Genomic DNA, 24,579 nt, shown 5'->3' with positions numbered 1-24,579 from the left:
AATGAACGGATGAAAGTGAAAGCAGCCTGGATTGCGTTGTTGTGGGTGCTGGCAAGTGCCGCTATGGCGGCGCCGCGGACCCAGGGGCAGGCCGGGGAGTTTGATTTTTACGTACTGTCGTTGTCCTGGTCGCCAACCTTCTGCCTGACGCACCCGGACGACCAGCAATGTTCGGGCAAGGGCTACGGGTTTGTGCTGCATGGGTTGTGGCCACAGTACGCGAAGGGCGGCTGGCCGGCGTCGTGTGAGCCGCAGTCGCGCTTGTCGGATGCGGACTTCGCCCGGGGCAGGACGATGTTCCCGTCGCCCAAACTGCTCAGGCATGAGTGGGCCAAGCACGGTACCTGCAGTGGGCTTGAGGCGTCAGCCTACCTGGACAAGACCGACGCGGCACTGGGCGTGGTCAAGATCCCGCAGCAGCTTGAGCCCTTCAATGTCCCCAGCGGCCTGGGCGCGCGGGACATCGAAGCGCTGTTTCGCGAGAGCAACCCGGCCATGGGCAACCACGGCCTTGCCGTGATCTGCAAGGGCGCGGTGCTGACCGAAGTGCGGGTGTGCCTGACCAAGGACCTGGCATTCGCCGGCTGCCCGCGCAGCGTCAAGAGCCAGTGCCGGGATGGCGACATTCGCATCCCGACCCAGCGTTAAGCGGATTCAAGCGGGCCCATAACCGTTTTGGGCCTGCTCGATCTCTTCCACCAAACGGTCAATGCCCGCCAGGCGCGCCCGGTTGTCGTGATCCCAGGGATGAAACCCGGGCTTGAAGTAATGCAACCAGGGCAGCGCCATGCGCGGGAACACACCCTTGGGCCCGTAGAGAAACTTGAGCATCCGCCAGAAGCCCTTCAAATGCCCGCCTGAACGCCGGTCGGCAAACAGCAGGCGCAGGTGGAAATCAAGAATCGTCAGCCAGAACAGCGCGGTGGTGGCCAGCATGGTCCCGGTGCGTAGCAAATAACGCTTGGGCCCGGGCTTGATCACGCTGTTCCACACATCAAACGCCACCGCCTTGTGCTCGGTTTCTTCCAGGGCATGCCAGTACCACATCTGTTGGTAACCCTTGACCGAGTCACCGAACCGCGAGGGGTCGCTGAGGAGGATTTCCGCCAGCATCGCGGTGTAATGCTCCAGGGCAATGGTCACCGCCAGGTTGAAGGAGGCGGGCATGTATTTCTTTTGCGCGTCGAGGATCATCTTCAGCCGACGGTCCAGGGTATGCGCCGGCAGCCCGGCGGCTTGCAGCAGGTCGTTGTAGGCCACGTGCTCGCGGCTGTGCATGGCTTCCTGGCCGATGAAACCCTGGATTTCCTTCTTCAGTTCCGGGTCTTCGATGCGCTGGCGGTAGTGGCGCACGCTGTCCATGAAGAACAGTTCACCCTGGGGAAACAGCAGCGACAGCGCGTTGAAAAAGTGCGTGATGAACGGGCCTTGTTCATGCCAGTTCTTGATGCGTTCGGCCGGCAGGGCAAAACGGAGGTCGCGGCGAATCGGTAGCATGGTCGGTACTCCAGTTCAGAGACGGTGCTCTTCGTTGGTTTCAAGGACGGGCGAGGGCGCACTGGGTTGTTTCGGCGCCATGCGTTTGCTGGCGAACACCACCAGCGCTTGATAGGCGGCCGGCAGGCAGCGGGCGAGCAGGTCCAGGAAGTAGGCGTCGCGGCCGATCAGCACGCGGCGTTTGTTTTTGCGGACGCCGTTCAGGATCACTTTGGCGGCTTGGTCGGCGTCGGTGATGAACAGCTTTTCGAAGTCGGCTCGGGCCTGTTGTTCGCTGTGGATCAGAAAGCCGGTCATGTTGGCGTCGATCCGGCTGCTGCGGCAGATGTCGGTGCGGATCCCCCCGGGGTGCACGCAGGTCGCCGAGACCCCGCTTTTCTGCAGGTCGAGTTCCTGGCGCAGGGACTCGGTAAAACCGCGCACGGCAAACTTGGTGGCGTTATAGCCGCTCATGCCCGGCTGGGCGAACAGACCGAACACGCTGGAGGTGTTGATCACATGGCCGTCGCCGCTGGCCTTGAGGTACGGCAAGAAGGCCTTGGTGCCATACACCACGCCCCAGAAGTTGATCCCGACGATCCATTCCAGGTCGTTGTAATCCACGCCTTCGACGGTGCTGGACAGCGCGACGCCGGCGTTGTTGAAGATCATATTGATCTGGTCATGCTCCGCAGCGCAGCGGGCCGCCCACTCTTCCACCGCCTGGCGGTCGGAAACGTCCAGCACCTGCGAGGTCACCAGCACTGGCGCAAGCACCTGGGCCTTGATCAGTGCGACGGTCTGCTCCAGGCCCTGGCTGTTTTTATCCGCCAGCGCCAAGTGGCAGCCTTCACGCGCCAACGCCAGGGCCAACGCGCGGCCCATGCCGGAAGCGGCGCCGGTGATGGCCGCCACGCGGCCGTTGAATGACTTCATGACAGGCTCCCTTCTGCGGTGGTGTGGGGATTCGCGGCCGGGCGCGGGGTGGAAGGTACCGGCACCAGGTTGGCGACGTAGTCCTTGAGGGCAAAATGCCGGGTGACCTGCTTGAAGCGCCAGGTGGAGCCGGGCCACAGCGTGGTGTTCTTGCCGGTGCGCGGGTCCAGGTACCAGCTCTTGCACCCGCCGGTGGACCAGATGGTGCCGTTGAGTTTTTCCTGCAGCCTGGCGTTATAGGCCAACTCTACCGTTGGCTTGACGTCCACCGTGGCAATGCGATGGCGCTGCATTTGTTGCAAGGCATCGAGGATGTAGGTGACCTGGGCCTCGATCATCAAAATCATCGAGTTATGCCCCAGCCCGGTGTTGGGGCCGACGATCAGGAACAGGTTCGGATAACCCGGCACCGTCGTGCCCAGGTAGGCATGGGCACCGTCTTGCCAGGTGTCCATCAGGTCGATGCCGTGGCGGCCGATGATGCAGTTGCGGGGCAGGGGATCGGTGGCCTGGAAACCGGTGCCGAAGATGATGCAATCGGCCGGGTGCTTGATGCCATCGGCAGTGACGACCCCGTCGGCCTCAATGCGCTGCACGTTGTCGGTCACCACCTGCACATTGCTGCGGGACAGGGCCGGGTAGTAGTCGTTGGAGATCAACACGCGCTTGCAGCCGATGGTGTAGTCCGGCGTCAGGGTCTTGCGCAGGGAAGGGCGGGCCACTTGTTTGTGCAGGTGGCGCACGGCGATTTTCTGCACCATTTTCATCAGGCGCGGGTGCAGGGCAAAGCCCACCACGCGGCCTTCCAGCGCCCAATAGAACGCACCGCGCACCAGGCGCTGGGTGAACGGCAGGTGTTTGAAAGCCCAGCGCTCGACGCGTGAAATCGGCCGGTCGGGCTTGGGCATGATCCACGGCGGGGTGCGCTGGAACAGGTCCAGATGGGCCACCTGTGGCGCGATCTGCGGCACGAACTGAATGGCACTGGCGCCGGTGCCGATCACCGCCACGCGTTTGCCCTTCAATGAGTACTCGTGGTCCCACTGCTGGGAGTGGAAGCGCTTGCCCTTGAAGCTGTCCAGGCCCGGAATGTCCGGCAGTGCCGGGCGCGACAAGCCGCCCATCCCGGACACCAGCACCCGCGCGCTGACCTGACGGCCATTGCTGAAGCTCAGGCTCCAGCGCTGTTGTGCTTCATCAAACACGGCCTTCTCCAGGCCCATGCCAAAGCGCAGGAACGGCGCCAGTTCGAAGCGTTGGGCGCACTGTTCCAGGTAGGCGCGAATCTCCGCCTGTGGCGCGAATTGCCGCGTCCAGTCCGGGTTGGGCGCAAAGGAAAACGAATAGACATGGGACTGCACGTCGCAGGCGCAGCCAGGGTAGTGGTTATCGCGCCAGGTGCCGCCGAGGGCGTCGGCCTGCTCGGCGACAAAGAAGTCGTTGAACCCGGCTTCCTTGAGTTTGATCGCCATGCACAGCCCGGCAAATCCGGAACCGATGATGGCGATGTCGATGGTGTCATGGGCATTCATAGGCTGTCCCTCGTGGGCCGGTGGCGCCTTACGGGTGTCGACATCGGATGTGCTCCTTGTTTTTGTTTTGGCTTTTTAGATAGAACACCATTGCAAAGGAAAATTGAATTATTTATTTTAAAAAAGATTTTAAATAATCTACCTGAAAATATCGTCTAGGCTACGACCCTGTTCCTCATGTGCGACTTATCCGACGGACGAGAGCTTTTACGCACGCAGTTAGGTCCAGGGGTGGACGATGGCTGAGGCCTTGACCAATACCGGTCGGGCCGCCAGCAACGCAGGGATGCAGAGGACCGAGCTATGGCTGTCGAGTGGGTTGTCGCTGCGGGTGTGTGTGTAGGGTTAAGCGTAGTGTTGTGGGGCTTCAGTGCCCGGATGACACGGCGTATAGAAGCCGCTGTTGCGATCAACGGGCGCTTCCTGGAGATCAACGGCGAGCGCTTTCATTATGTAGACGAGGGCAAGGGCCCGCCGCTGGTGATGATCCACGGGCTGATGGGCAGCAGTCGCAACCTGACGTATGCCTTGTCTGCCCAATTGCGTGAGCACTTTCGGGTGATCACTCTGGATCGTCCGGGTTCGGGCTATTCCACCCGGCATGCCGGAACGGCCGCCGACCTGCCTGGCCAGGCCCGGCAAGTCGCGAGCTTTATCAAGACCCTGGACCTGGATAAGCCACTGGTGCTGGGGCATTCCCTCGGCGGGGCGATTTCCCTGGCGCTGGCGCTGGACCATCCCCACGCGGTGTCCGGATTGATCCTGGTGGCGCCGCTCACCCATCCCCAGCGCATGCTGCCGCTGGTGTTTATGTCGTTGGCGATACGCCCGGGATGGCTGCGACGCTTTATGTCGCACACCCTGACCATGCCGATCGGATTGCTGACCAAAGGCTCGGTGGTCAAGGGCGTGTTTGCTCCCGACCCTGCCCCGGAAGACTTCGCCACTCGCGGCGGCGGCTTGTTGGGCATGCGGCCCGACAACTTCTATGCCGCCTCCACCGAGATCAACCTGGTCAACGATTTCCTGCAGGACATGGTCAAGCGCTACCCGCAACTGACCCTGCCCATCGGGTTGATCTATGGCGCGCAAGACAAGGTGCTGGACTTCCGCAAACACGGCCAGGCCCTGGCTAGCCGGGTGCCGGGCCTCAAGCTGCAGTTGGTGGAAGGGCGCGGGCATATGTTGCCGATCACTGCCCCTGAGCGTGTCGCGGCCCTGGTCGAGCAGGTGGCCAAGCGTGTCCGGCCACCGGAAAGCGCCACGATTTTGCACCCGCCATTTGCTGTGGCGAGCAAATAATGGTGCGACTGAACTCGCGGTTCCACGCCGTCAATGCTTGCCCTAGACACCTGACCAAAGGGCTGAAAAAGAGACTGCCCGGTCACGTTCAAAAGGGCTCAAGAAACTAGTTGACGACCTAACGATTCCGCGCTATTTATTTAAAAAAATTATTTCAATGTGTAATTTGAAACAATTTTTGAAATGCCTAAGAGCGAATAAAATAATGAAAAAAACGCCTTTTATCGCATGGTTGAATTCTCGGAGCAGTCATCGCTCCGTGTCCCTGTCTCGTGTTGATTTTTGCTCCCTGCTCAGCTGCCTCGTGCGGAGGCTGCCATGAATCAGACCCTGGCTGCCCCGAACGTCTGGACCGACGGCAAGCGCCACCTGTGGTGGCTCGGCATCATGCCTCTGGCAACCCCTTTGCTCTCTGGCGCCCTGGCCATCAGCACTGGTGTGCAACAACTGTGGTGGGTTGGCGTACTGGTGATCTTCGGCCTGATTCCATTGATCGACGGCCTGCTGGGTGAAGACGTCAGCAACCCGCCGGAATCCGCCGTCAGCAACCTCGAATCCCAAAGCTACTACCGCTGGATCGTCTATACCGGCGTGCTGTTTGTCATCTCCTCGGTGGTGATCACCGGGTGGCTGGCGGCCGGTGGCATCGACTGGATCATCGGTGGCGGCCTGCTGCAAGCCACCGCGGCGCTGGACCCGTCGAGCTGGCTGGCAAAAACTGCCGCATACATCACCGCTCGCACCCAACTGCACGGCGAAATCAGCGGGTTCACCTACCTGGGCATGGCGATGTCCACTGGCGCTGCCACCGGCATCGCCATCAACACCGCCCATGAACTGGGGCACAAGCCGCGCCTGCTGGAAGTCATCCTGGCCAAGATCACCCTGGCGCCGACCTTCTACGGGCACTTCTATACCGAACACAACCGTGGCCACCACGTACGTGTCGCCACTCCGGAAGACCCGGCCAGTTCGCGGTTGGGGGAGAGCTTCTGGGCCTTCCTGCCGCGCTCGGTATGGTTCAGCGCCCGCTCGGCGTGGAACCTGGAACGTGAGCGCCTGCGCAAACTCGGCCTGCCGGCCTGGCATTGGAAGAACGCCGTACTCAGCGCCTGGATGTACAGCGTGGTGTTGTGGGGCGCGATGATTGTGTGGCTGGGCGCGGCAGTGATTCCGTTCCTGATCATCCAGGGCATCTACGGTTTCTCGCTGCTGGAAGTGGTGAACTATGTCGAGCACTACGGCCTGAAACGCCAGAAGTTGCCCAACGGTCGTTATGAGCGTTGCTCGCCACGCCATTCCTGGAACAGTAATCGGATTGTGACCAATATCTTTCTGTTCCAACTGCAGCGCCACTCCGACCATCACGCCAACCCAACCAGAAGTTATCAGTCCCTGCGTCACTTTGATGAATCGCCGCAACTGCCCTACGGTTATGCCAGCATGATTGTCTGGGCCTATGTACCGTATCTGTGGCGACGACGCATGGATCACCGAGTCCTTAATCATTATGCCGGGGATATCACCCTGACCAATCTTCAACCGTCACAACGTTTGAAGTACCTGGAGAAGTACAGCAACACCGCCAGACCCTTCTAACGTAAATCAGTCAGTTGTAGGGCGTACTCGGGATCTGTGTGTCGCGCAGGTTTTCATCGCCCAGGCTTTTCCGGTTTCGAGTACGGCTTAGTTGCAAGACAGTTGTTTGACCCGAACAAAAATAAAATTAAGGGAAGGACGTACACCATGCAAACCCCTGCCAAGTTTACCGCGCACATTGTATTGGCCGCCCTGGGCCTGATCGTTTACCACCAGGCCCAGGCCGCCCGTATCGAACCGGCCGGCAGTGCATTTACTGCCCAGGGCCCCATCAGCTTTTCCAAAGGCGCGCTGATCAGCGCGGATTGCACCATCAAGGTCGCCGGCAAAGTGGCGGCGGATGGGTCGTCGGTGAATGTCGATAAAGTTGAGTTCGACGGCGGCCTCAAGTGCAGCCGGGTCGAAGCCATCAACTTGCCTTGGGTATTAGTGGCTAAAGATACCAGGAGCGGCTCGATGTCGAAGATCGCCGTGGATGTGCATGCCTTTGGTTTGGGCGGCAAGTGCGGGCCTTCTACTGCCGACGGAACTTGGGATAACGCCACCGGCAAGCTGGAAGCGGCCAATGTGCCGATCGGCGAAGACTGCAAGATTAAAGCGGTGTCGATCAAGATGCCGCCGAGCTTCAAAGTGGTTGAGTAACAGTTGGACGTTGTAGTGGTAATTGAATTGAAATTTGGCTGGAAAGGGAAGTTCTGCAGATTCACCGTGACCTCTCGATCATGGCCATTACCCCTGGCGAAATGATTCGCCATAACATGTGAGGAAAAAACAATGAAAAGCCTTAAAACCCTCGTGTCGTTGACTGCTTTAACTGTTTGCATGGGCGCTGCTTCGATGGCTAACGCCGTCAGCATTAGTCCCATTAATACTGACTTCACTGCGGGCGGCACGATTTCAGTAAAATCTCCGTCGTCTCTCCAACTGCCGATCACCTGTAATGCAACGTTTACAGGCCATGTTGACGGTTCCGGAGTTGCTTCTATTACCAACGTTGTGGTGAGTGGCAGCAGTGCTCTGTGTGGGTATCCAAACATCACCGGGCTGCCTTGGACTTTGACGGCATCTGCCGTTGCTGCTCCAAATAATGGCAACGTGACCAACGTCGGTTATACGATCACTAAGACCGGTATTATTCCTTCTACTTGCGGGCCAAATACCATCACCGTCAGCTACGACAACTCCTCCCATATCCTGAGTGCTGCCAATCAGTCTCTGACAGGTAGCTGCACCGTCGTGAGCCTTAGCGTAACACCTAGCCCAACGCTGACCATCGTTCCTTAATAGTTGTTTAGAACCAAGGGTTGATCACCCGTTAGACACAGGCACCCGTAACTGGGTGCCTGTTGACACGAAACGGAACAGGTCGCTGGTCCGGATGAATAATAATAAGGAGTGGAGCATGAATAATAAGAAACAGCAGGCGCAAGCATTCCTCGGGCTGGCGTTGCTGGGAGGGCTTATTGCTACTGCCGGCTCTGCGCAGGCCGGTGGGTTCGCTACTCCGACGTTCGGGGCTGAAGGTTGGGGGCGGGCGTTCGGTGGTGGTTCGATGTTCAAGGATGACCCGTCATCTGCCTACAATAACCCGGCCGCGATGGCGTTCATTGATCACAATATCGCGCAGTTCAACATCGACTACGCGCGCATTAACATCAAATACAAAGGTACCGCGAAAGACTACGCGGGCAATGCCCCCGCTATCGTCGATTTGGATCCGTTAACCGGTGAAACGACCTCCACTCCCCGCACAGGAGACGGTGGTCAGGGTGGCTTCACCGCATGGTTACCTACGGGATTCATGGTGATGCCGATCGGCGATCGCTTTGCATTTGGCTTGAGCCAGGTGGTCCCCATGGGGGCACGTACCACCTGGGATGATGATTGGATCGGTCGTGACTTTGCCGTCGATACGCGTATCGAAACCGTGGGCTTGACGGGGTCACTCTCGTTCAAGGTCAATGATCAATTCTCCATCGGCGGCGGTGCTATCGTTCAGCACACCAAAGGCTTCGTCAGCCAGAATATTGACTTGTATGCCGCTGCGGCTCTTTCTCCGAATATTGGGATTCCGTTTCCTTCGGGGATAGGGCATTCGTTGATGCGCGTAAAAGTAGACAATACCTCGGTAGGCTGGTTTGCTGGCCTGGCTTGGAAACCCACACCGCAAGATACCTTGGGCCTGAACTACCACGCCAAGATCAAGAACAAGCTCGAAGGCAAATACAGTATCTACTCAGACCCGGGATCCAAGGCTTTGATCGACTCCGGTTTGCCCGGTGTTGCCTATCCCGGTCTCAATCTTAATTCCAATGGCGCCAACGCCAGTACTCAACTGGACATCCCGGCCAATGCTTCCTTCGACTGGGTTCACCAGTTCACTGATCGGTTCACTCTGGGCGCCAGCGTTACCTGGACTCAATGGTCTTCGTTCAAGGACCTGACGTTAAAATCCGAGGGCTCAACGATTGTTTCGATCCCTTACAACTACAAGGACGCCTGGATGGTCTCCCTCGGTGGCGACTACAAACTCACCGACGACTTCACCCTGCGCGCCGGTGTGGCCACCGACCAGACACCCACCCGTAACTCCACCCGCGATCCGCGTATTCCGGATGGCGACCGGATCTTCACTTCCTTGGGCTTCGGCTACAAGGTCAGGGCGATTCCAGGCCTGGGCATCGACGGTTCCTACTCCCACCAGTTTGTCGAAAAGGCCAAGCTGCAAACCCACAACCAGGACCGCCTGGGCGGTGCAACCCTGGATGGCAAAGCGGACGCTTATGGCGACGTGGTCAGCCTGGGGGTCACCTATGAGTTTTGATCAACTGTCGCAACGCCAGTCTCTGCCAGCAGTCAGCGCATCTTTCTGCCCGGCCTGACACTGGCGTTGCATCGACGGGTCGCCCATGCGACCCGTTCCGATCCCTTTTTCCACTCACCCACCCGGCTGACCACTCAGCCCGTTTTTTTCGCCCAAGCATTAAATAAAAATTTCAAAACAAAATTTGAATTTATCTTTTCAAGTTTGTAGTGTGGCTTTACGTCACAGGTCATTCCGATCTGCTTGGGCGTTGGCCGTACCCTGAATCGAGTAGAGGTATCCCCATGGTTATCTGGTTATTGGCGGGACTCGCAGCAGCGATTGCCCTGGCGTATCGACAAGCCGCTGCCACCCTCTGGCTGGGTGCCGGCCTGGTCTGGCTGGCGGTCGGTTACCTGCTCAGCGTGGTGGCCGGTTTCGGCGCCAGTGTGGTGGCGGTGCTGGTGGTGTTGCCCGCGCTGCTGCTGACGATCAAACCCCTGCGCCGCGCGCTGTTGACCAGCAAGGCCCTGGACCTTTTCCGCAGCATCATGCCGGCGATGTCCGACACCGAACGCGCGGCCATCGAGTCCGGCACCGTGTGGTGGGACGCCGAGCTGTTCAGCGGCAAACCGCGCTGGGAGCGTTTGCTGCAAGCTGCACCGGCCAGCCTCAGCGCTGAAGAACAGGCCTTCCTCGACAACGAAGTGGAGACCCTGTGCGACATGTCCAACGACTGGGAAACCACCCAGGTCTGGCAAGACATGTCCCCCGAAGGCTGGCAGTACACCAAGGATGCCGGCTTCCTCGGCATGATCATTCCCAAGCAGTACGGCGGCAAAGGCTTCTCCCACTATGCGCATTCGCAGGTGGTGATGAAGCTCTCGACCCGTTGCTCGGCGGCAGCGATTTCGGTGATGGTGCCCAACTCCCTGGGCCCGGCGGAACTGCTGCTGCACTACGGCACCGACGCCCAGCGTAATTACTACCTGCCACGCCTGGCCCGTGGCGAAGACATCCCGTGCTTCGCCCTGACCAGCCCGTATGCCGGCTCCGACGCGGGGGCGATTCCAGACCTGGGCATCGTCTGCAAGGGCCTGCACGAAGGCGAGGAAGTGCTGGGGTTCCGTGTGACCTGGGACAAGCGCTACATCACCCTCGGCCCAATCGCCACCGTGCTCGGCCTGGCATTCCGCGCCGAAGACCCCGACGGTTTGCTCGGCCAGCCCGGCTCCCTGGGCATCACCTGTGCGCTGATCCCGACTTCCCATCCGGGGGTGAACAGCGGCCGGCGTCACTGGCCACTCAACGCGGTATTCCAGAACGGCCCAACCACTGGCAAGGATGTGTTCATCCCGCTGGATTGGGTAATCGGTGGCCGCGAGCAAGTGGGCAACGGCTGGCGCATGCTGATGGAATGCCTGGCGGCTGGCCGGGCGATTTCCCTGCCGTCGGCCAACGTCGGCCTGGGCAAGGTGGCCGTGCGCGGCACCACCGCTTATGCGGCGATGCGCAAACAATTCGGCCTGCCCATCGGCAAGTTCGAAGGCGTACAAGCACCATTGGCCCGCATGGCCGGGCATCTGTATGCCTGCGATGCGGTGCGCAAGGTGTCGGTGGCGTCACTGGATGCCGGTGAAAAGCCGTCGGTGATCTCGGCCATCGCCAAATACCACGTCACCGAACGTGCGCGGATCATCGTCAACGACGGCATGGACATCGTCGCCGGCAAGGGCATCTGCATGGGCCCCAACAACTTCCTCGCCCGGGCCTACCAGCAAAGCCCCATCGCCATCACGGTGGAAGGCGCGAACATCATGACCCGCTGCCTGATCATCTACGGCCAGGGCCTGATTCGTTGCCATCCCTATGTGTTCCGCGAGATGGAAGCGGCGCGCAACACCGACCGGCGCAAGGCCCTGGTGGATTTCGACAGCGCGATGTTCGGCCATCTGAGCTTTGTGCTGGCCAATACCGTACGCGCAGCGGTGCATTCGCTGACAGGCGGACGCTTGATTTCGGTGCCGAGCAAGACGGATCCGGCGCTGGCGTCCTACTACCGCCAGGCCAATCGGCTGTCGGTGGTGCTGGCGTTGATCTCGGACATTTCCATGGGCGTGCTGGGCGGTGCCCTCAAGCGCAAGGAAAGTATCACCGGGCGGTTGGGGGACATTCTGTCCCAGCTGTACATCCTGTCCTGCGTGCTCAAGCGCTTTGAAGATGATGGCCGGCCCCAGGCAGATCTGCCGCTGGTGCATTGGGCGGCTCAGGACGCCTTGCTGCGGGCCCATGAAGCCCTGGCTGAAGTGCTCGACAACTATCCGTCGAAAGCAGCGGCGGCGGTGGTGCGTGGCTTGACCTTCCCGTTTGGCATTCCCCTGCGCAAACCGTCGGATCGCCTGCTGGCGCAAGTGGCGGAACTGGTGCAGGTGCCGGGGGAAAGCCGTGACCGCTTGCTGGGCAATTCCTACATCCCTCGGCCGGAAATCGACAAGCTGGCTTACGGCGAACTGGCCTTGCGCCTGCTGCCGCAAGTGGAACTGATCGAGGCGCGGCTCAAGGGTGCAATCAAGCAAGGCCTGATCGAACCGATGCCGATTTCCGGTACTGCGTTTACGCCGTGGCGGGTCAAGGCACGGGCGCTGGACCTGATCAGCGACGACGAGGACAACTTGCTGGCGCGCTATGTGGAATATGGTGATCACGCGATCCAGGTGGACGACTTCCCGCAGGACTTCGGTTTGCTGGAAGCCTTGCAACAGCGCCAACAGGCGTTGGAACAGGCCGCCAAACCGAGCGCAAAACGCCGCGCCAATCAAAGCGAAAACGCGCCGGTCAACTGATTGGAACTGGAGGAACACAGTCAATGTGGGAGCTGGCTTGCCTGCGATAGCGTTGGTTCTGTGCCAGTTGCATTGGCTGACACACCGCAATTCCAGGCATGCCAGCTCCCACAGGGATCGGGTTTCCATGGCAAGACAGTGTTGTGAGTGAATTTATCCATGAGTGACAGCTACCTCTCTTTCGTCAATTCCCCTTGGGGCCGCTGGCTGGCCCAGACGGCGGGCCTGCCACAACCCCTGGCGCTGCAACGCCATCGCAGCGGCCAACACGGCCTGGCCAACCCGGTGATCGTGGCCGGGGCAGGGCGCCTGGCTGCTGAGATCCAGCGCATCTTCAGTGCCACCGACACCGTGCCCGCCACCGCCGCGACCCTCAAGGCGCCCTCTACAGTCAAAGTCCAGGGCGCGGTGTTCGACGCCAGCGCCATCGCCGACGTCAAGCAACTGGACGAGCTCTACGAATTCTTTCACGCCAACGCCAAGCGCCTGGGCCAACATGCCCGGGTGGTGGTGCTGGGCACCGCGCCGGAACTGTGCAAGGACTTGCCGCAGGCCGTCGCTCAACGGGCCCTTGAAGGGTTGGTGCGCTCACTGGCCAAAGAGCTGCGCCGGGCGATCACCGTGCAGTTGATCTACGTCGCACCGGGTGCCGAAGGTGCGCTGGAAAGCAGCCTGCGGTTCTTCCTGTCGCGGCGCTCGGCCTATGTCTCGGGGCAGGTGGTACGCCTTGAGAAACCGGTCGACACCCAAGCCGAAATCAATTGGGACAAACCCCTCGGCGGCCGCCGCGCCCTGGTCACCGGCGCATCCCGTGGCATCGGCCTGGCAATCGCCCAGGTGCTGGCCCGTGACGGGGCGCAGGTGGTCTGCGTGGATGTGCCCCAGGCCCGGGAATCACTGCAACAAGCGGCCAGCAGTGTCGGTGGCACGGCCCTGGCGCTGGACATCACCGCCACCGACGCTGCGCAGCAGTTGCAAGCCCATGTCAGCCAACACGGCGCATTCGACGTGGTGGTGCACAACGCCGGCATCACCCGCGACAAGACCATCGCCAAGATGACCGAAGCGGCGTGGCGCAGCGTACTGGCGGTGAACCTGGAAGCGCCGCTGCACCTGAGCACGGCCTTGCTGGAAAGCCAAGGCCTGAACCCGGGTGGGCGCATCGTATGTGTCTCGTCGATTTCCGGCATTGCCGGCAACCTCGGGCAGAGCAACTACGCCACGTCCAAGGCCGGTGTGATCGGCCTGGTCCAAGGCCTGGCACCGCAAGCGGCGGCGCAGCAGGTGACGGTGAATGCGGTGGCCCCCGGTTTTATCGAAACCCAGATGACCGCGAAGATCCCGCTGATGATTCGCGAAGCGGGGCGGCGGATGAATTCCATGTCCCAGGGCGGGCAACCCATCGACGTGGCGGAAACCATTGCCTGGCTGGCGCATCCGGCTTCCGGCGGGGTCAATGGCCAGGTGGTGCGGGTCTGCGGCCAAAGCCTGTTGGGAGCCTGACCTATGGACTATGTGACGCAGATTATTGACCCACCGCCCTCACGCCCGCGGCTGTTACTGGACGGTGTCTTGGCCCTGCGCAAACCCAAGGTGGAAGGGGCGCCGATGTTACCGAAAGACCGTCTGGTGCGTTCGGCCGTCGAGCTGTCTGTCCAGGGGATCGCGGCCTACGGTCGGGCCTGTGGTTTCCGCCGTGAGCAAGGTGTACCGCTGTCCTATCCCCATGTGCTGGCGTTCCCGTTGCACCTGATGCTGCTGACCCGGCCGAGCTTCCCTTACCCCGCCAGCGGCATGGTGCATTTGGCCAATCGCATCCGCCAGCATCAACGGCTCGAGGAGGGCCAGGCCCTGCGGCTCGAAGTGTATTGCGAGCGCTGGGTTGCCCATCCCAAGGGCCAGGCCTTGAGCATCGCCACCCGTGCCTACAGCGCGGGCACCCTGGTGTGGGAGAGCGACAGCCTGTACCTGCGCCGTGACGTAAAAGCCCCGGTCGGCGAGCCGTGGGACGACGTGCTGCCGTTGCAGGAGGCAGGTTTGCTGCGTACCCAACGCTGGGTACTGCCGGCCGATCTTGGGCGGCGATTCGCCAAGGTCTCGGGGGATTTCAACCCGATTCATACCTCGGTGATCGGCGCCAAACTGTTCGGCTTTCGCCGGGCCATCGCCCATGGCATGTGGACCCTTGGCCGCGCACTGGCCGCCCAGCAGCCGCCGGGTGGATTGGACCAGGCCGAGGCCCACTGCGACTTCAAGTTGCCGATCTTCCTGCCTGGCCAGGTCGCCTTGTGGAACGTCCCGCCAACCGGCCCGCGCCGTGAGTTTGAAGTGCGTAATTTTGCCGGTGACAAACCCCATATGCGTGGGCTGTTTATCTGGAATGAGAACCCTCGATGAGTGACTACAGCTTCAACCCGGCTCCGACCCGCCGCGTGGCGATTATCGGCGGCAACCGTATTCCGTTCGCCCGTTCCAATACGGTGTATGCCCATGACAGCAACCAGGATTTGCTGGTCGCCGCCCTGCAAGGCCTGGTGGATCGCTACAACCTTCATGGCCTGCGCCTGGGCGAGTTGGCTGCCGGTGCGGTGATCAAGCATTCCCGGGATTTCAACCTGGCCCGGGAAAGCCTGCTGTCCACCACGCTGTCTCCCGAAACACCGGCCTACGACCTGCAACAAGCCTGCGGCACGGGCCTGGAAGCGGCGTTGCTGGTGGCGAACAAGATCGCCCTCGGGCAGATCGAAGTGGGCATCGCCGGCGGCTCCGACACCACCTCCGATGCGCCCATCGGCATCAACGAGTCCCTGCGCCGCACCTTGCTTTCAGCCAACCGCGCCAAGGGTACCGGCGCCAAGTTGAAGGCCTTGATGGGCGTGCGTCCGTCGATGTTCTTCAAGCCGCTGCTGCCGCGCAATGGCGAACCGCGCACTGGCCTGTCCATGGGTGAACACTGTGAAGAAATGGCCAAGCGCTGGCAGATCAAGCGCCTGGCCCAGGACGAACTGACCCTCACCAGCCACCAACGGTTGGACGCGGCCTACAAGCAGGGGTTTTTCGAAGATTTGATCAGCCCGTATCGCGGCCTGGCCCGGGACAACAACCTGCGGGCCGACACCAGCCTGGAGAAACTCGCCGGCCTGTCCCCGGCCTACGACCGCCAGAACGGCACGCTCACCGCTGGCAACTCCACGCCCCTCACTGACGGCGCCTCGGTGGTGCTGCTGGCCAGCGAGGAATGGGCCGCCGAACGTGGCTTGCCCGTATTGGCGTACCTGCGAACCGGCGAAACCGCAGCGGTGAATTTCGTCGACGGCACCGAAGGCCTGCTGATGGCCCCGGCCTACGCCGTGCCACGCATGCTCAAGCGTGAAGGCCTGACGTTTGCTGACTTCGACCTGTTCGAGATCCACGAAGCCTTCGCCGCCCAGGTGCTGTGCACCCTCAAGGCCTGGGAAGACCCGGAGTACTGCCGCGACCGCCTGGGCCTCGATGCGCCGTTGGGCAGCATCGACCGCGCCAAAATGAACGTCAACGGCGGCTCCCTCGGCTGCGGTCACCCGTTCGCTGCCACTGGCGGCCGGCAGCTCGCAGCACTGGCCAAGGCCATCCACCAGCGGGGCGGCGGCCGAGGCTTGATTTCGATCTGCGCGGCGGGTGGGTTGGGCATTACCGCTATCGTCGAAAAGTAGTTCCCACCATAAAAACAACAAGGAGACTGCCATGAACGCTGTAAGCCTGGAACAGACCGAACGCCTCTGGTTGAACGCTTACCTGCCCGGCGTACCGGCAGACATCGACGCAGGCATCGAGGACTACCCGTCGTTGCGCGAGGTGTTCCTGGAGCACCTGCACAAATTCAGTGAGCGCGTGGCCTACGTCAGCATCGGCACCGAGATGACCTACGCCGACTGGGAGGTGCAGGGCATCGCCTTTGCCGCGTGGCTGCAAGCCCAGGGCGTGAAGAAGGGCGATCGGGTGGCGCTGATGATGCCCAACTGCTTGCAATACCCGATCTGCCTGCTGGGCACGATCCTCGCGGGTGCCGTGGTGGTCAACGTCAACCCGCTGTACACCGCCCGGGAGCTGCAGCATTTGCTCAAGGACAGCGGAGCGGAGACCCTTGTGATCTTCGAAAACTTCGCCCACACCCTGGAGAGGGTGGTCGCGGCCAGCACCGTCAAACGCGTGGTGATTGCCGCCATCGGCGATTTGCTTGGCACTTTCAAGGGCGCGGCGATGAACTTCATCCTGCGCAGCGTGCAGAAGCAGGTCCCGCGCTTCAACCTGCCGGGCGCCGTGCGCTTCAACCAGGTATTGAAACAGGGACGCGGCCAGACCCATTTGGCCGTGCCGATGAACCGCGAAGACCTGGCCTTCCTGCAATACACCGGCGGCACCACCGGCGACGCCAAGGGCGTGATGCTCAGCCATCGCAACATCATCGCCAACCTGTTGCAGGCCAAAGCGTGGGTGGGTGATCAACTGGACCAGAACCAGCAGGAAACCAACGTCACGCTGCTGCCGCTGTACCACATCTTTTCCCTCACCGTGAACTGCCTGATGTTCATGTGCCTGGGCGGGCGCAACATCCTGATCGCCAACCCACGGGACGTGAAGCGGGTGCAGATGATCCTGCGCAAGGAGCGTTTCAACGGGATTGCCGGAGTGAATACGCTGTTCAATGGCCTGCTGGAAAACAAGGAATTCTGCGCCCGGGACTTTTCCGACCTGCGCATGGTGATCGCCGGCGGCATGGCCACTCACACCGCCGTGGCCAAGCGCTGGAAGGAAGTCACCGGCTTGCCGATCATCGAAGGCTACGGCCTCACCGAGTGCTCGCCGGTGGTGAGCATCAGCCCCATCGACATCTCACGGATGCGCGAGATGGAATTCACCGGCAGCATCGGCGTGCCGCTGCCCTCGACCTGGGTGCGGTTTGTTCGTGAGGACGGTGAACTGGCGGAGGTGGGCGAGCAGGGCGAACTGCAAGTGCGCGGGCCCCAGGTGATGCAGGGGTACTGGAAGCGCCCGGCGGAAACCGCCGAGGTGCTGGATGCCGATGGGTGGCTGTCCACCGGCGATATCGGGGTGATGAATGAGCAGGGCTTCATCCGCCTGGTAGACCGCAAGAAGGACATGATCCTGGTGTCCGGGTTTAACGTTTACCCCAACGAAATCGAAGACGTGGTGGCGTTGCATCCCGGCGTGGCGGAAGTGGCGGCGATTGGGGTGGAAGATGGCGTGACCGGCGAGCGGGTGAAAATCATCGTGGTGCGCAAGGACCAAAGTTTGACCCAGGAGCAGATTCTGGCCCATTGCCGGGAGTACCTGACGGGGTACAAGGTGCCACGGTATGTGGAGTTTCGTACGCAGGAGCTGCCCAAGACGACGGTGGGCAAGGTGCTGCGAAGGGCACTGCGCTAAGCCTGAGTGAACGCGGTCAAAAATGTGGGAGCGGGCTTGCTCGCGAATGCGGTCTGTCAGTCAACATCTCCATCGACTGTTCCACCGCATTCGCGAGCAAGCCCGCTCCCACATTTGATCTTTGGTGGCTGAAAGGTCGCCGTCAGTCGTCGAATCCCACCTGCTCATGAATCTCATCGACCTTCAACTCCAGCCGATAGGCCACGGCAATAAACAACGCCTGGCACAGGCACAGCGTCGCACTCAGTGACCTGAACGCAAACGACGAGCCTTCATTCACCAGCAGCACCGTGCTCGCCCGCTTGGCCAGGGGCGACAGGTTGCTGTCGGTGATAATCAGCGTCTTGGCCTGATGGTGCTGGGCAATCCGCAAGCAGTGCTGGGTTTCCTTGCCATAGGGCGTAAAGCTGATGGCAATCACCAGGTCATTGGCCCGTACGCTGCGCATCTGCTCGCGATAACTGCCGCCCAACCCCGACACCAGGTGAATCCGCTTGTTGGTGTGCTGCAGGTTGTACACCAGGTAATCCGCCACGGCGAACGAGCGGCGCACGCCCACCACGTAGATATTGTCGGCATTCACCACCAGGTCCACGGCCTTTTCAAAAGCCACGTCATCCAGCTCCAGCCCCAGGCGCTCGATGCCGGACAGCGTGGCATTCACGCACTCACGCGCCAGGTCGCCGCCGCTGGCTTTCTGCGACTTGTTGGCGATCATGCTGCGGATGCGTTGCTGGTAGTTCTGCACCGGCGTGGTCTTGTGGGTGTAGGCCTCGCGGAACAGCGCCTGCATTTCACTGAAGCCACTGAACCCGAAACGTTGGGAAAACCGCACGATGGCCGACGGGTGCACCTCGCATTCACGGGCGATGTCGCTGATGCGGTCGACCATGATCCGGTCGCTCTGCTGGCTCATGTAGCTGGCGATGCGCTTGAGCTGGCGCGGCAGGCTCTCGTATTCATCGGTGATCAGCTGCAACAGCCGCTCGGCGTTCAGCGGCGGGCTGGCGAGTGCGTCTTCCGGGGCGCTCTGGGACATAGGGAATCCTTCTGGCTTGTTCTTATAGGGCGCGTTCAGTCGCCCCTGACAATAAGTCGATGTGCGCAAGTCTACAGGGTAGGCGCAAAAAAATACCTCGGCATCCCGCCCCACGGTACGGCTGAAACGATGCACCGTGGCTGGAACGCGCCGATGATGACGGATTGGAAAATATATTCTACGAAAAATATTTATAGAATAAATATTGATTGGTGTCGCCAGACGTTCTAGTCTGCTTGCACCAAGAGCGTATGCCGCCACCACGACGGCACACGCAGGCTGATAAAAATAACAGGAGCCAGCATGGGCCAGACTCGTTTTGCCAGTGGGCGTCAATTGGATCTGATTTGCCTGGGACGCCTGGGCGTCGACCTTTACGCACAACAAGTGGGTGCACGGCTGGAGGATGTCTCAAGCTTCGCCAAGTACCTCGGCGGTTCCTCCGCCAACATCGCGTTCGGCACCGCGCGGCTGGGGCTCAAGTCGGCGATGTTGAGCCGGGTGGGGGACGACCACATGGGGCGTTTCCTGCTGGAATCCCTGGCCCGTGAAGGCTGCGATGTCAGCGGCATCAAGGTCGACGCGGAACGCCTTACCGCCCTGGTGCTGCTGGGTCTCAAGGACCGCGAAACCTTTCCCCTGGTGTTCTACCGCGAGAACTGCGCCGACATGGCCCTGCGCGCCGAAGACATCAGTGAAGCGTTCATTGCGTCCAGCAAGGCGCTGCTGATCACCGGCACTCACTTCTCCACCGACGGCGTGTACAAGGCCAGCATCCAGGCCCTGGACTACGCCGAGCGGCACAACGTCAAGCGCGTGCTCGACATCGACTACCGCCCGGTACTCTGGGGCCTGGCCGGCAAGGCCGACGGTGAAACCCGGTTTGTGGCTGACCAGAATGTCAGCCAGCACGTGCAGAAGATCCTCCCGCGCTTTGACCTGATTGTCGGCACCGAAGAAGAATTCCTGATTGCCGGTGGCAGTGAAGATTTGCTCACGGCACTGCGCACGGTGCGTGGCCTGACCTCCGCAACCCTGGTGGTCAAACTCGGCCCGCAAGGTTGCACGGTGATCCACGGCGACATCCCGGCCCGCCTCGAAGATGGCGCGATCTACCCTGGCGTACGGGTGGAAGTGCTCAACGTCCTGGGCGCCGGTGATGCCTTCATGTCCGGCTTCCTCAGTGGCTGGCTTGAAGACGCCAGTGACGAGCGCTGCTGCCAGCTGGCCAATGCCTGCGGCGGCCTGGTGGTGTCGCGCCACGCCTGCGCACCGGCGATGCCGACCCGTGCCGAACTCGATTACCTGTTCAACAGCCCGGTGCCGATTACCCGCCCGGACCAGGACGCGGTGCTGCAACGCCTGCACCGGGTCAGCGTGCCGCGCAAAGCCTGGAAGCAGCTGTTTGTGTTCGCCTTCGATCATCGCTGGCAGTTGGTGGAACTGGCCCAGAAAGGCGGCCAGGACCCGGCGCGCATCAGCGCCCTCAAGCAACTGTTTATCCAGGCCGTGGAACGGGTTGAAAGCAAACTGGCGGAGCAGGGCGTCGAAGCCGATGTCGGGATTCTGGCCGACCAACGCTTTGGCCAGGACGCGCTGAACGCCGCCAGTGGTCGCGGCTGGTGGATCGCCCGCCCCGTGGAAGTCCAGAACTCACGGCCGCTGGCCTTTGAACACGGCCGCTCGGTGGGCAGCAACCTGATTGCCTGGCCCCAGGAGCAAATCATCAAGTGCCTGGTGCAATTTCATCCTGACGACGAGCCGCTGCTGCGCCTGGAACAGGAAGCACAGCTCAAGAGCCTGTATCAGGCCTCCCTGGTCAGCGGCCATGAGTTGTTGCTGGAAATCGTGCCGCCCAAGGATCATCCGTCCACCTATCCCGACGTGCTCTACCGCAGCCTCAAGCGCCTGTACAACCTGGGTATCTACCCAGCGTGGTGGAAGATCGAGGCGCAGTCGGCGGCGGACTGGAAAAAACTCGACGAACTGATCCAGGAACGCGATCCCTACTGCCGGGGCGTGGTGCTGCTGGGCCTGAACGCCTCCGCCGAATGCCTGGCCGATGGCTTCCGGCAAGCCAGCCAGAGCCAGACCTGCCGTGGTTTCGCCGTAGGCCGTACGATCTTCCAGGAGCCAAGCCGCGCCTGGCTGGCGGGGGAGATTGGCGATCAAACCTTGATTGAGCAGGTGCAGTGCATCTTTGAGCAGTTGATTAATGCTTGGCGCAGTTCTCGAAGTTAAACACGCAATCAAATGTGGGAGCTGGCTTGCCTGCGATGGCATCACCTCGGTACACCTGTTAGACCGAGTCGCCTGCATCGCAGGCAAGCCAGCTCCCACATAAAGCAGATCTCAGGCAACTCTGAAAAAACAATAATAGGTGCAGCCATGCCCGCTATCCGAATAGGCATCAACCCGATCTCCTGGAGCAACGACGACCTGCCGGCCCTGGGCGGCGAAACGCCGTTGAGCACGGCCCTCAGCGAAGGCAAGGACATCGGCTACGAAGGTTTCGAACTCAACGGTAAATTCCCCAAGGACGCCAAGGGCGTCGGTGATGTGCTGCGCCCGTATGACCTGGCGCTGGTCTCCGGCTGGTACTCCAGCCGCCTGGCCCGGCGCTCGGTGGCGGACGAAATCGAAGCCATCGCCAGCCACGTCGAACTGCTGCGTGAAAACGGCGCCAACGTGTTGGTGTATGGCGAAGTCGCCGACTCGATCCAGGGTTCGCCGGTGCGCCTGATGGAACGCCCGCGTTTTCACAGCGAACAGGCCTGGCAGGAATACGCCGACAAACTCACCGAACTGGCGCGTTTCACCCTGTCCCAGGGCGTGCGCCTGGCGTACCACCACCATATGGGCGCCTACGTCGAATCCCCGGACGACATCGACCAACTGATGCGCCGTACCGGCCCGGAAGTCGGCCTGCTGTTTGATTCGGGCCACTGCTACATGGGCGGCGGCGAACCGATCGAGGTGCTGCGCAAACACATCGACCGCATCTGCCACGTGCACTTCAAGGACGTGCGCAAGCCGGTGGTGCAACTGGCGCGCAACCAGATGTGGAGCTTCCCGGACTGCATCGTCAACGGCACCTTCACCGTGCCCGGCGACGGTGATATCGACTTCACCGCACTGCTGGACGTGCTGCTGGCTGCCAATTACCAGGGTTGGCTGGTAGTGGAGGCCGAGCAGGATCCAGCCGTGGCGCCGAGCTACCTCTATGCGAAGAAGGGTTACGACACCCTGCGCGCACTGTTGAGCGAGAGGACTGGACAATGAGCCTGTTGGTCAAAAGCAGCAAACGCGGGCAAACCATGGTCGCCCTGGAAGAAGGGCGCCTGGAATACGTGGGGTTTGCCGCCTACCGCCTGAGCCTGGGCGAAACCCTGCCGGTGACGGCCGGTGATAAAGAGCTGTGCCTGGTGCTGCTCAGCGGCCGGGTGACGATTCAGGGCGAAGGCTTCAACTGGGAAAACCTCGGTGATCGCCACTCGGTGTTTGAAGACAAATCCCCCTTTGCGGCCTACCTGCCACCGGGCACCGACGCCCAGGTCACCGCGTTGAGCGACGTGCAAATCGCCGTGTGTGCCGCTCCCGGCTCAACCGAAGCCGGCCTGGCGCCCCGTCTGATCCGCCCCGAGCAATGCAAACGCAGCGTACGCGGCAAGGGCGCCAACACCCGCTACGTGTGCGACATCCTGCCCGACAGCGAGCCTGCCCATTCGCTGCTGGTGGTGGAGGTGCGTACGCCGTCCGGTCACTCGTCGAGCTACCCGCCCCACAAGCACGACACCGACGATCTGCCGCACCAGAGCTTTCTCGAAGAAACCTATTACCACCAGATCAACCCGCCCCAGGGCTTTGTGTTCCAGCGCGTCTACACCGACGACCGCAGCATCGACCAGGCCATGGCCGTGGAAAACAGCGATTTGGTGGTGGTGCCCAAGGGTTATCACCCGGTCAGCGTGCCGTATGGCTACGAGTCCTACTACCTGAACGTGATGGCCGGCCCCAAGCGCGCCTGGCATTTCCATAACGACCCGCAGCACAGCTGGCTGCTGGATCTTTAAGCACTTTCGACGGAGAACACTAATGAGCAACGCCCCGGTAATCGGCCATTACATCAACGGCCAGGTGCAGGACAGCAGTAGCGAGCGCTTCAGCAATGTGTTCAACCCGGCCACCGGCGAAGTCCAGGCCCGTGTCGGGTTGGCCAGCCAGAAGACCGTCGATGAAGCCGTCGCATCTGCACTCAAAGCCTTCCCGGCGTGGTCCGAGCAATCGTCCCTGCGCCGGTCGCGGGTGTTGTTCAAGTTCAAGGAACTGCTCGACCAGCACCATGACGAACTGGCCGAAATCATCAGCCGCGAACACGGCAAGGTGTTCTCCGACGCCAAGGGCGAAGTCACCCGAGGCATCGAGATCGTCGAGTACGCCTGTGGCGCGCCCAACCTGCTGAAAACCGATTTCAGCGACAACATCGGTGGCGGCATCGACAACTGGAACCTGCGCCAGCCACTGGGCGTGTGCGCCGGCATCACCCCGTTCAACTTCCCGGTGATGGTGCCGCTGTGGATGATCCCGCTGGCGTTGGCCACCGGTAACTGCTTCATCCTCAAGCCTTCCGAGCGCGACCCGTCCGCCAGTTTGCTGATGGCCCGCCTGCTGACCGAAGCCGGGCTGCCCGACGGTGTATTCAATGTGGTGCAGGGCGACAAAAGCGCGGTTGACGGCCTGTTGCAGCACCCGGATATCGAGGCGATTTCGTTTGTCGGTTCCACGCCGATTGCCGAGTACATCCACCAGCAGGCCACCCAGCGCGGCAAGCGTGTGCAGGCATTGGGCGGCGCGAAGAACCATATGATCGTGATGCCGGACGCCGACCTGGACCAGGCGGCCGACGCCTTGATCGGCGCGGCTTACGGCTCGGCCGGCGAGCGTTGCATGGCGATCTCGATTGCCGTGGTGGTGGGCGATGTCGGCGACAAGCTGATCGAAAAACTGTTGCCGCGTATCGATCAGCTGAAGGTCGGCAACGGTATGCAAAAAGACAGTGAGATGGGCCCGCTGGTCACCGCCGAACACAAGGCCAAGGTCGAAGGGTTTATCGATCAGGGCGTGGCCCAAGGTGCGAAGCTGATCGTCGACGGTCGTGGCTTCAAGGTGCCGGGCGCGGAGGGAGGTTTCTTCGTCGGTGCGACCTTGTTCGATAACGTCACCACCGAGATGAGCATCTACCAGCAAGAGATCTTCGGGCCGGTGCTGGGCATCGTGCGGGTGGCGGATTTTGCCAGCGCCGTCGCCTTGATCAACGCCCATGAGTTCGGCAACGGCGTGTCGTGTTTCACCAGCGACGGCGGCATCGCCCGTGCCTTTGCCCGCACCATCAAGGTCGGCATGGTCGGCATCAACGTGCCGATTCCGGTGCCGATGGCCTGGCATTCGTTTGGTGGCTGGAAGCGCTCGCTGTTCGGCGACCACCATGCCTACGGTGAAGAAGGCATTCGTTTCTACAGCCGCTACAAAAGCGTGATGCAGCGCTGGCCCGACAGCATCGCCAAGGGCCCTGAATTCAGCATGCCAACCGCCAAGTAAATGTTTCGAGTGTGGAGCACAACA

General features: G+C 61.3%; 19 protein-coding genes. 15 read left to right on the top strand and 4 right to left on the bottom strand.

All coding sequences use genetic code 11. The annotated features are described in order from the left end of the window. Nucleotides 1-9: 9 nt before the first annotated feature. A complete protein-coding gene (locus tag LIY45_RS18245; protein WP_226477129.1) occupies nt 10-648 on the top strand; it encodes a ribonuclease T2 in 639 nt (212 codons plus the stop codon). Between the two features lie 6 nt (nt 649-654). Here LIY45_RS18245 and LIY45_RS18240 read toward each other — a convergent pair whose 3' ends face one another. Genes LIY45_RS18240 through LIY45_RS18230 form a run of 3 tightly spaced genes read right to left on the bottom strand, consistent with a single transcriptional unit; the run spans nt 655 to nt 3,944 of the window. Further along, on the bottom strand, nt 655-1,497 hold the full coding sequence (locus LIY45_RS18240) for a metal-dependent hydrolase (protein WP_017479881.1): 843 nt from the start codon (nt 1,495-1,497) through the stop codon (nt 655-657). A 15-nt stretch (nt 1,498-1,512) separates the two neighbouring features. Next, nucleotides 1,513-2,412, bottom strand: a complete 900-nt coding sequence (locus LIY45_RS18235; RefSeq protein ID WP_226477128.1) for an SDR family NAD(P)-dependent oxidoreductase — start codon at nt 2,410-2,412, stop codon at nt 1,513-1,515. Then, the gene (locus tag LIY45_RS18230) at nt 2,409-3,944 is read right to left on the bottom strand and encodes an NAD(P)/FAD-dependent oxidoreductase (RefSeq protein WP_226477127.1); all 1,536 of its coding nucleotides are present in this window, start codon (nt 3,942-3,944) and stop codon (nt 2,409-2,411) included. Before LIY45_RS18230 ends, LIY45_RS18235 begins: the two co-directional genes overlap by 4 nt. 303 nt (nt 3,945-4,247) lie before the next feature. Here LIY45_RS18230 and LIY45_RS18225 point away from each other — a divergent pair, with 303 nt between their 5' ends. The 10 genes from LIY45_RS18225 (at nt 4,248) to LIY45_RS18180 (ending at nt 17,918) form a co-directional block, all read left to right on the top strand. Beyond that, nucleotides 4,248-5,246, top strand: coding sequence for an alpha/beta hydrolase (locus LIY45_RS18225; protein WP_226477126.1), 999 nt, complete (start codon nt 4,248-4,250; stop codon nt 5,244-5,246). A gap of 318 nt (nt 5,247-5,564) precedes the next feature. Continuing rightward, nucleotides 5,565-6,845: an alkane 1-monooxygenase gene (locus LIY45_RS18220; RefSeq protein ID WP_226477125.1), complete on the top strand. Its 1,281-nt coding sequence runs from the start codon at nt 5,565-5,567 to the stop codon at nt 6,843-6,845. Nucleotides 6,846-6,992: 147 nt separating this feature from the next. Further along, nucleotides 6,993-7,487 (top strand): alkane oxidation protein activator PraA, encoded by a 495-nt coding sequence (praA, locus tag LIY45_RS18215; protein ID WP_226477124.1) that lies wholly within the window; start codon nt 6,993-6,995, stop codon nt 7,485-7,487. Nucleotides 7,488-7,619: 132 nt separating this feature from the next. After that, entirely contained in the window at nt 7,620-8,129 is a 510-nt protein-coding gene (praB, locus tag LIY45_RS18210; protein WP_226477123.1) for an alkane oxidation protein activator PraB, read from the top strand. A gap of 118 nt (nt 8,130-8,247) precedes the next feature. Beyond that, nucleotides 8,248-9,669: an outer membrane protein transport protein gene (locus tag LIY45_RS18205; protein ID WP_226477122.1), complete on the top strand. Its 1,422-nt coding sequence runs from the start codon at nt 8,248-8,250 to the stop codon at nt 9,667-9,669. Between the two features lie 284 nt (nt 9,670-9,953). Then, nucleotides 9,954-12,491: an acyl-CoA dehydrogenase gene (locus LIY45_RS18200; RefSeq protein ID WP_226477121.1), complete on the top strand. Its 2,538-nt coding sequence runs from the start codon at nt 9,954-9,956 to the stop codon at nt 12,489-12,491. Nucleotides 12,492-12,650: 159 nt separating this feature from the next. Further along, nucleotides 12,651-13,994, top strand: coding sequence for a 3-oxoacyl-ACP reductase (locus LIY45_RS18195; RefSeq protein WP_226477120.1), 1,344 nt, complete (start codon nt 12,651-12,653; stop codon nt 13,992-13,994). A 3-nt stretch (nt 13,995-13,997) separates the two neighbouring features. Further along, a complete protein-coding gene (locus LIY45_RS18190; protein ID WP_226477119.1) occupies nt 13,998-14,888 on the top strand; it encodes a MaoC/PaaZ C-terminal domain-containing protein in 891 nt (296 codons plus the stop codon). After that, nucleotides 14,885-16,183 (top strand): acetyl-CoA C-acetyltransferase, encoded by a 1,299-nt coding sequence (locus tag LIY45_RS18185; protein WP_226477118.1) that lies wholly within the window; start codon nt 14,885-14,887, stop codon nt 16,181-16,183. Before LIY45_RS18190 ends, LIY45_RS18185 begins: the two co-directional genes overlap by 4 nt. A gap of 31 nt (nt 16,184-16,214) precedes the next feature. Next, a complete protein-coding gene (locus tag LIY45_RS18180) occupies nt 16,215-17,918 on the top strand; it encodes an AMP-binding protein (protein WP_226477117.1) in 1,704 nt (567 codons plus the stop codon). A gap of 142 nt (nt 17,919-18,060) precedes the next feature. Here the strand turns inward: LIY45_RS18180 and LIY45_RS18175 are convergent, their stop codons facing one another. Further along, entirely contained in the window at nt 18,061-18,957 is an 897-nt protein-coding gene (locus tag LIY45_RS18175) for a MurR/RpiR family transcriptional regulator (protein WP_017479894.1), read from the bottom strand. A 303-nt stretch (nt 18,958-19,260) separates the two neighbouring features. Here LIY45_RS18175 and iolC point away from each other — a divergent pair, with 303 nt between their 5' ends. The 4 genes from iolC to LIY45_RS18155 all read left to right on the top strand — a co-directional run bounded on the left by iolC (nt 19,261) and on the right by LIY45_RS18155 (nt 24,555). Continuing rightward, nucleotides 19,261-21,198: a 5-dehydro-2-deoxygluconokinase gene (gene iolC, locus LIY45_RS18170; RefSeq protein ID WP_226477116.1), complete on the top strand. Its 1,938-nt coding sequence runs from the start codon at nt 19,261-19,263 to the stop codon at nt 21,196-21,198. 147 nt (nt 21,199-21,345) lie between these two features. Then, nucleotides 21,346-22,239 (top strand): myo-inosose-2 dehydratase, encoded by an 894-nt coding sequence (gene iolE, locus LIY45_RS18165; RefSeq protein ID WP_226477115.1) that lies wholly within the window; start codon nt 21,346-21,348, stop codon nt 22,237-22,239. Continuing rightward, complete coding sequence (gene iolB / locus LIY45_RS18160; RefSeq protein ID WP_017479897.1) at nt 22,236-23,030, top strand: 5-deoxy-glucuronate isomerase; 795 nt, start codon at nt 22,236-22,238, stop codon at nt 23,028-23,030. The genes iolE and iolB overlap by 4 nt, the downstream gene beginning before the upstream one ends. A gap of 22 nt (nt 23,031-23,052) precedes the next feature. Then, on the top strand, nt 23,053-24,555 hold the full coding sequence (locus tag LIY45_RS18155) for a CoA-acylating methylmalonate-semialdehyde dehydrogenase (RefSeq protein WP_201140311.1): 1,503 nt from the start codon (nt 23,053-23,055) through the stop codon (nt 24,553-24,555). The last annotated feature ends 24 nt before the right edge of the window (nt 24,556-24,579 follow it).

The sequence above is a fragment of the Pseudomonas sp. MWU16-30323 genome, from assembly GCF_020515595.1.
GTDB classification, from domain to species: domain Bacteria; phylum Pseudomonadota; class Gammaproteobacteria; order Pseudomonadales; family Pseudomonadaceae; genus Aquipseudomonas; species Aquipseudomonas yamanorum.
The sequence above is the reverse complement of the archived record's forward strand: the minus strand, read 5'-3'. Positions and strand labels throughout refer to the sequence as shown.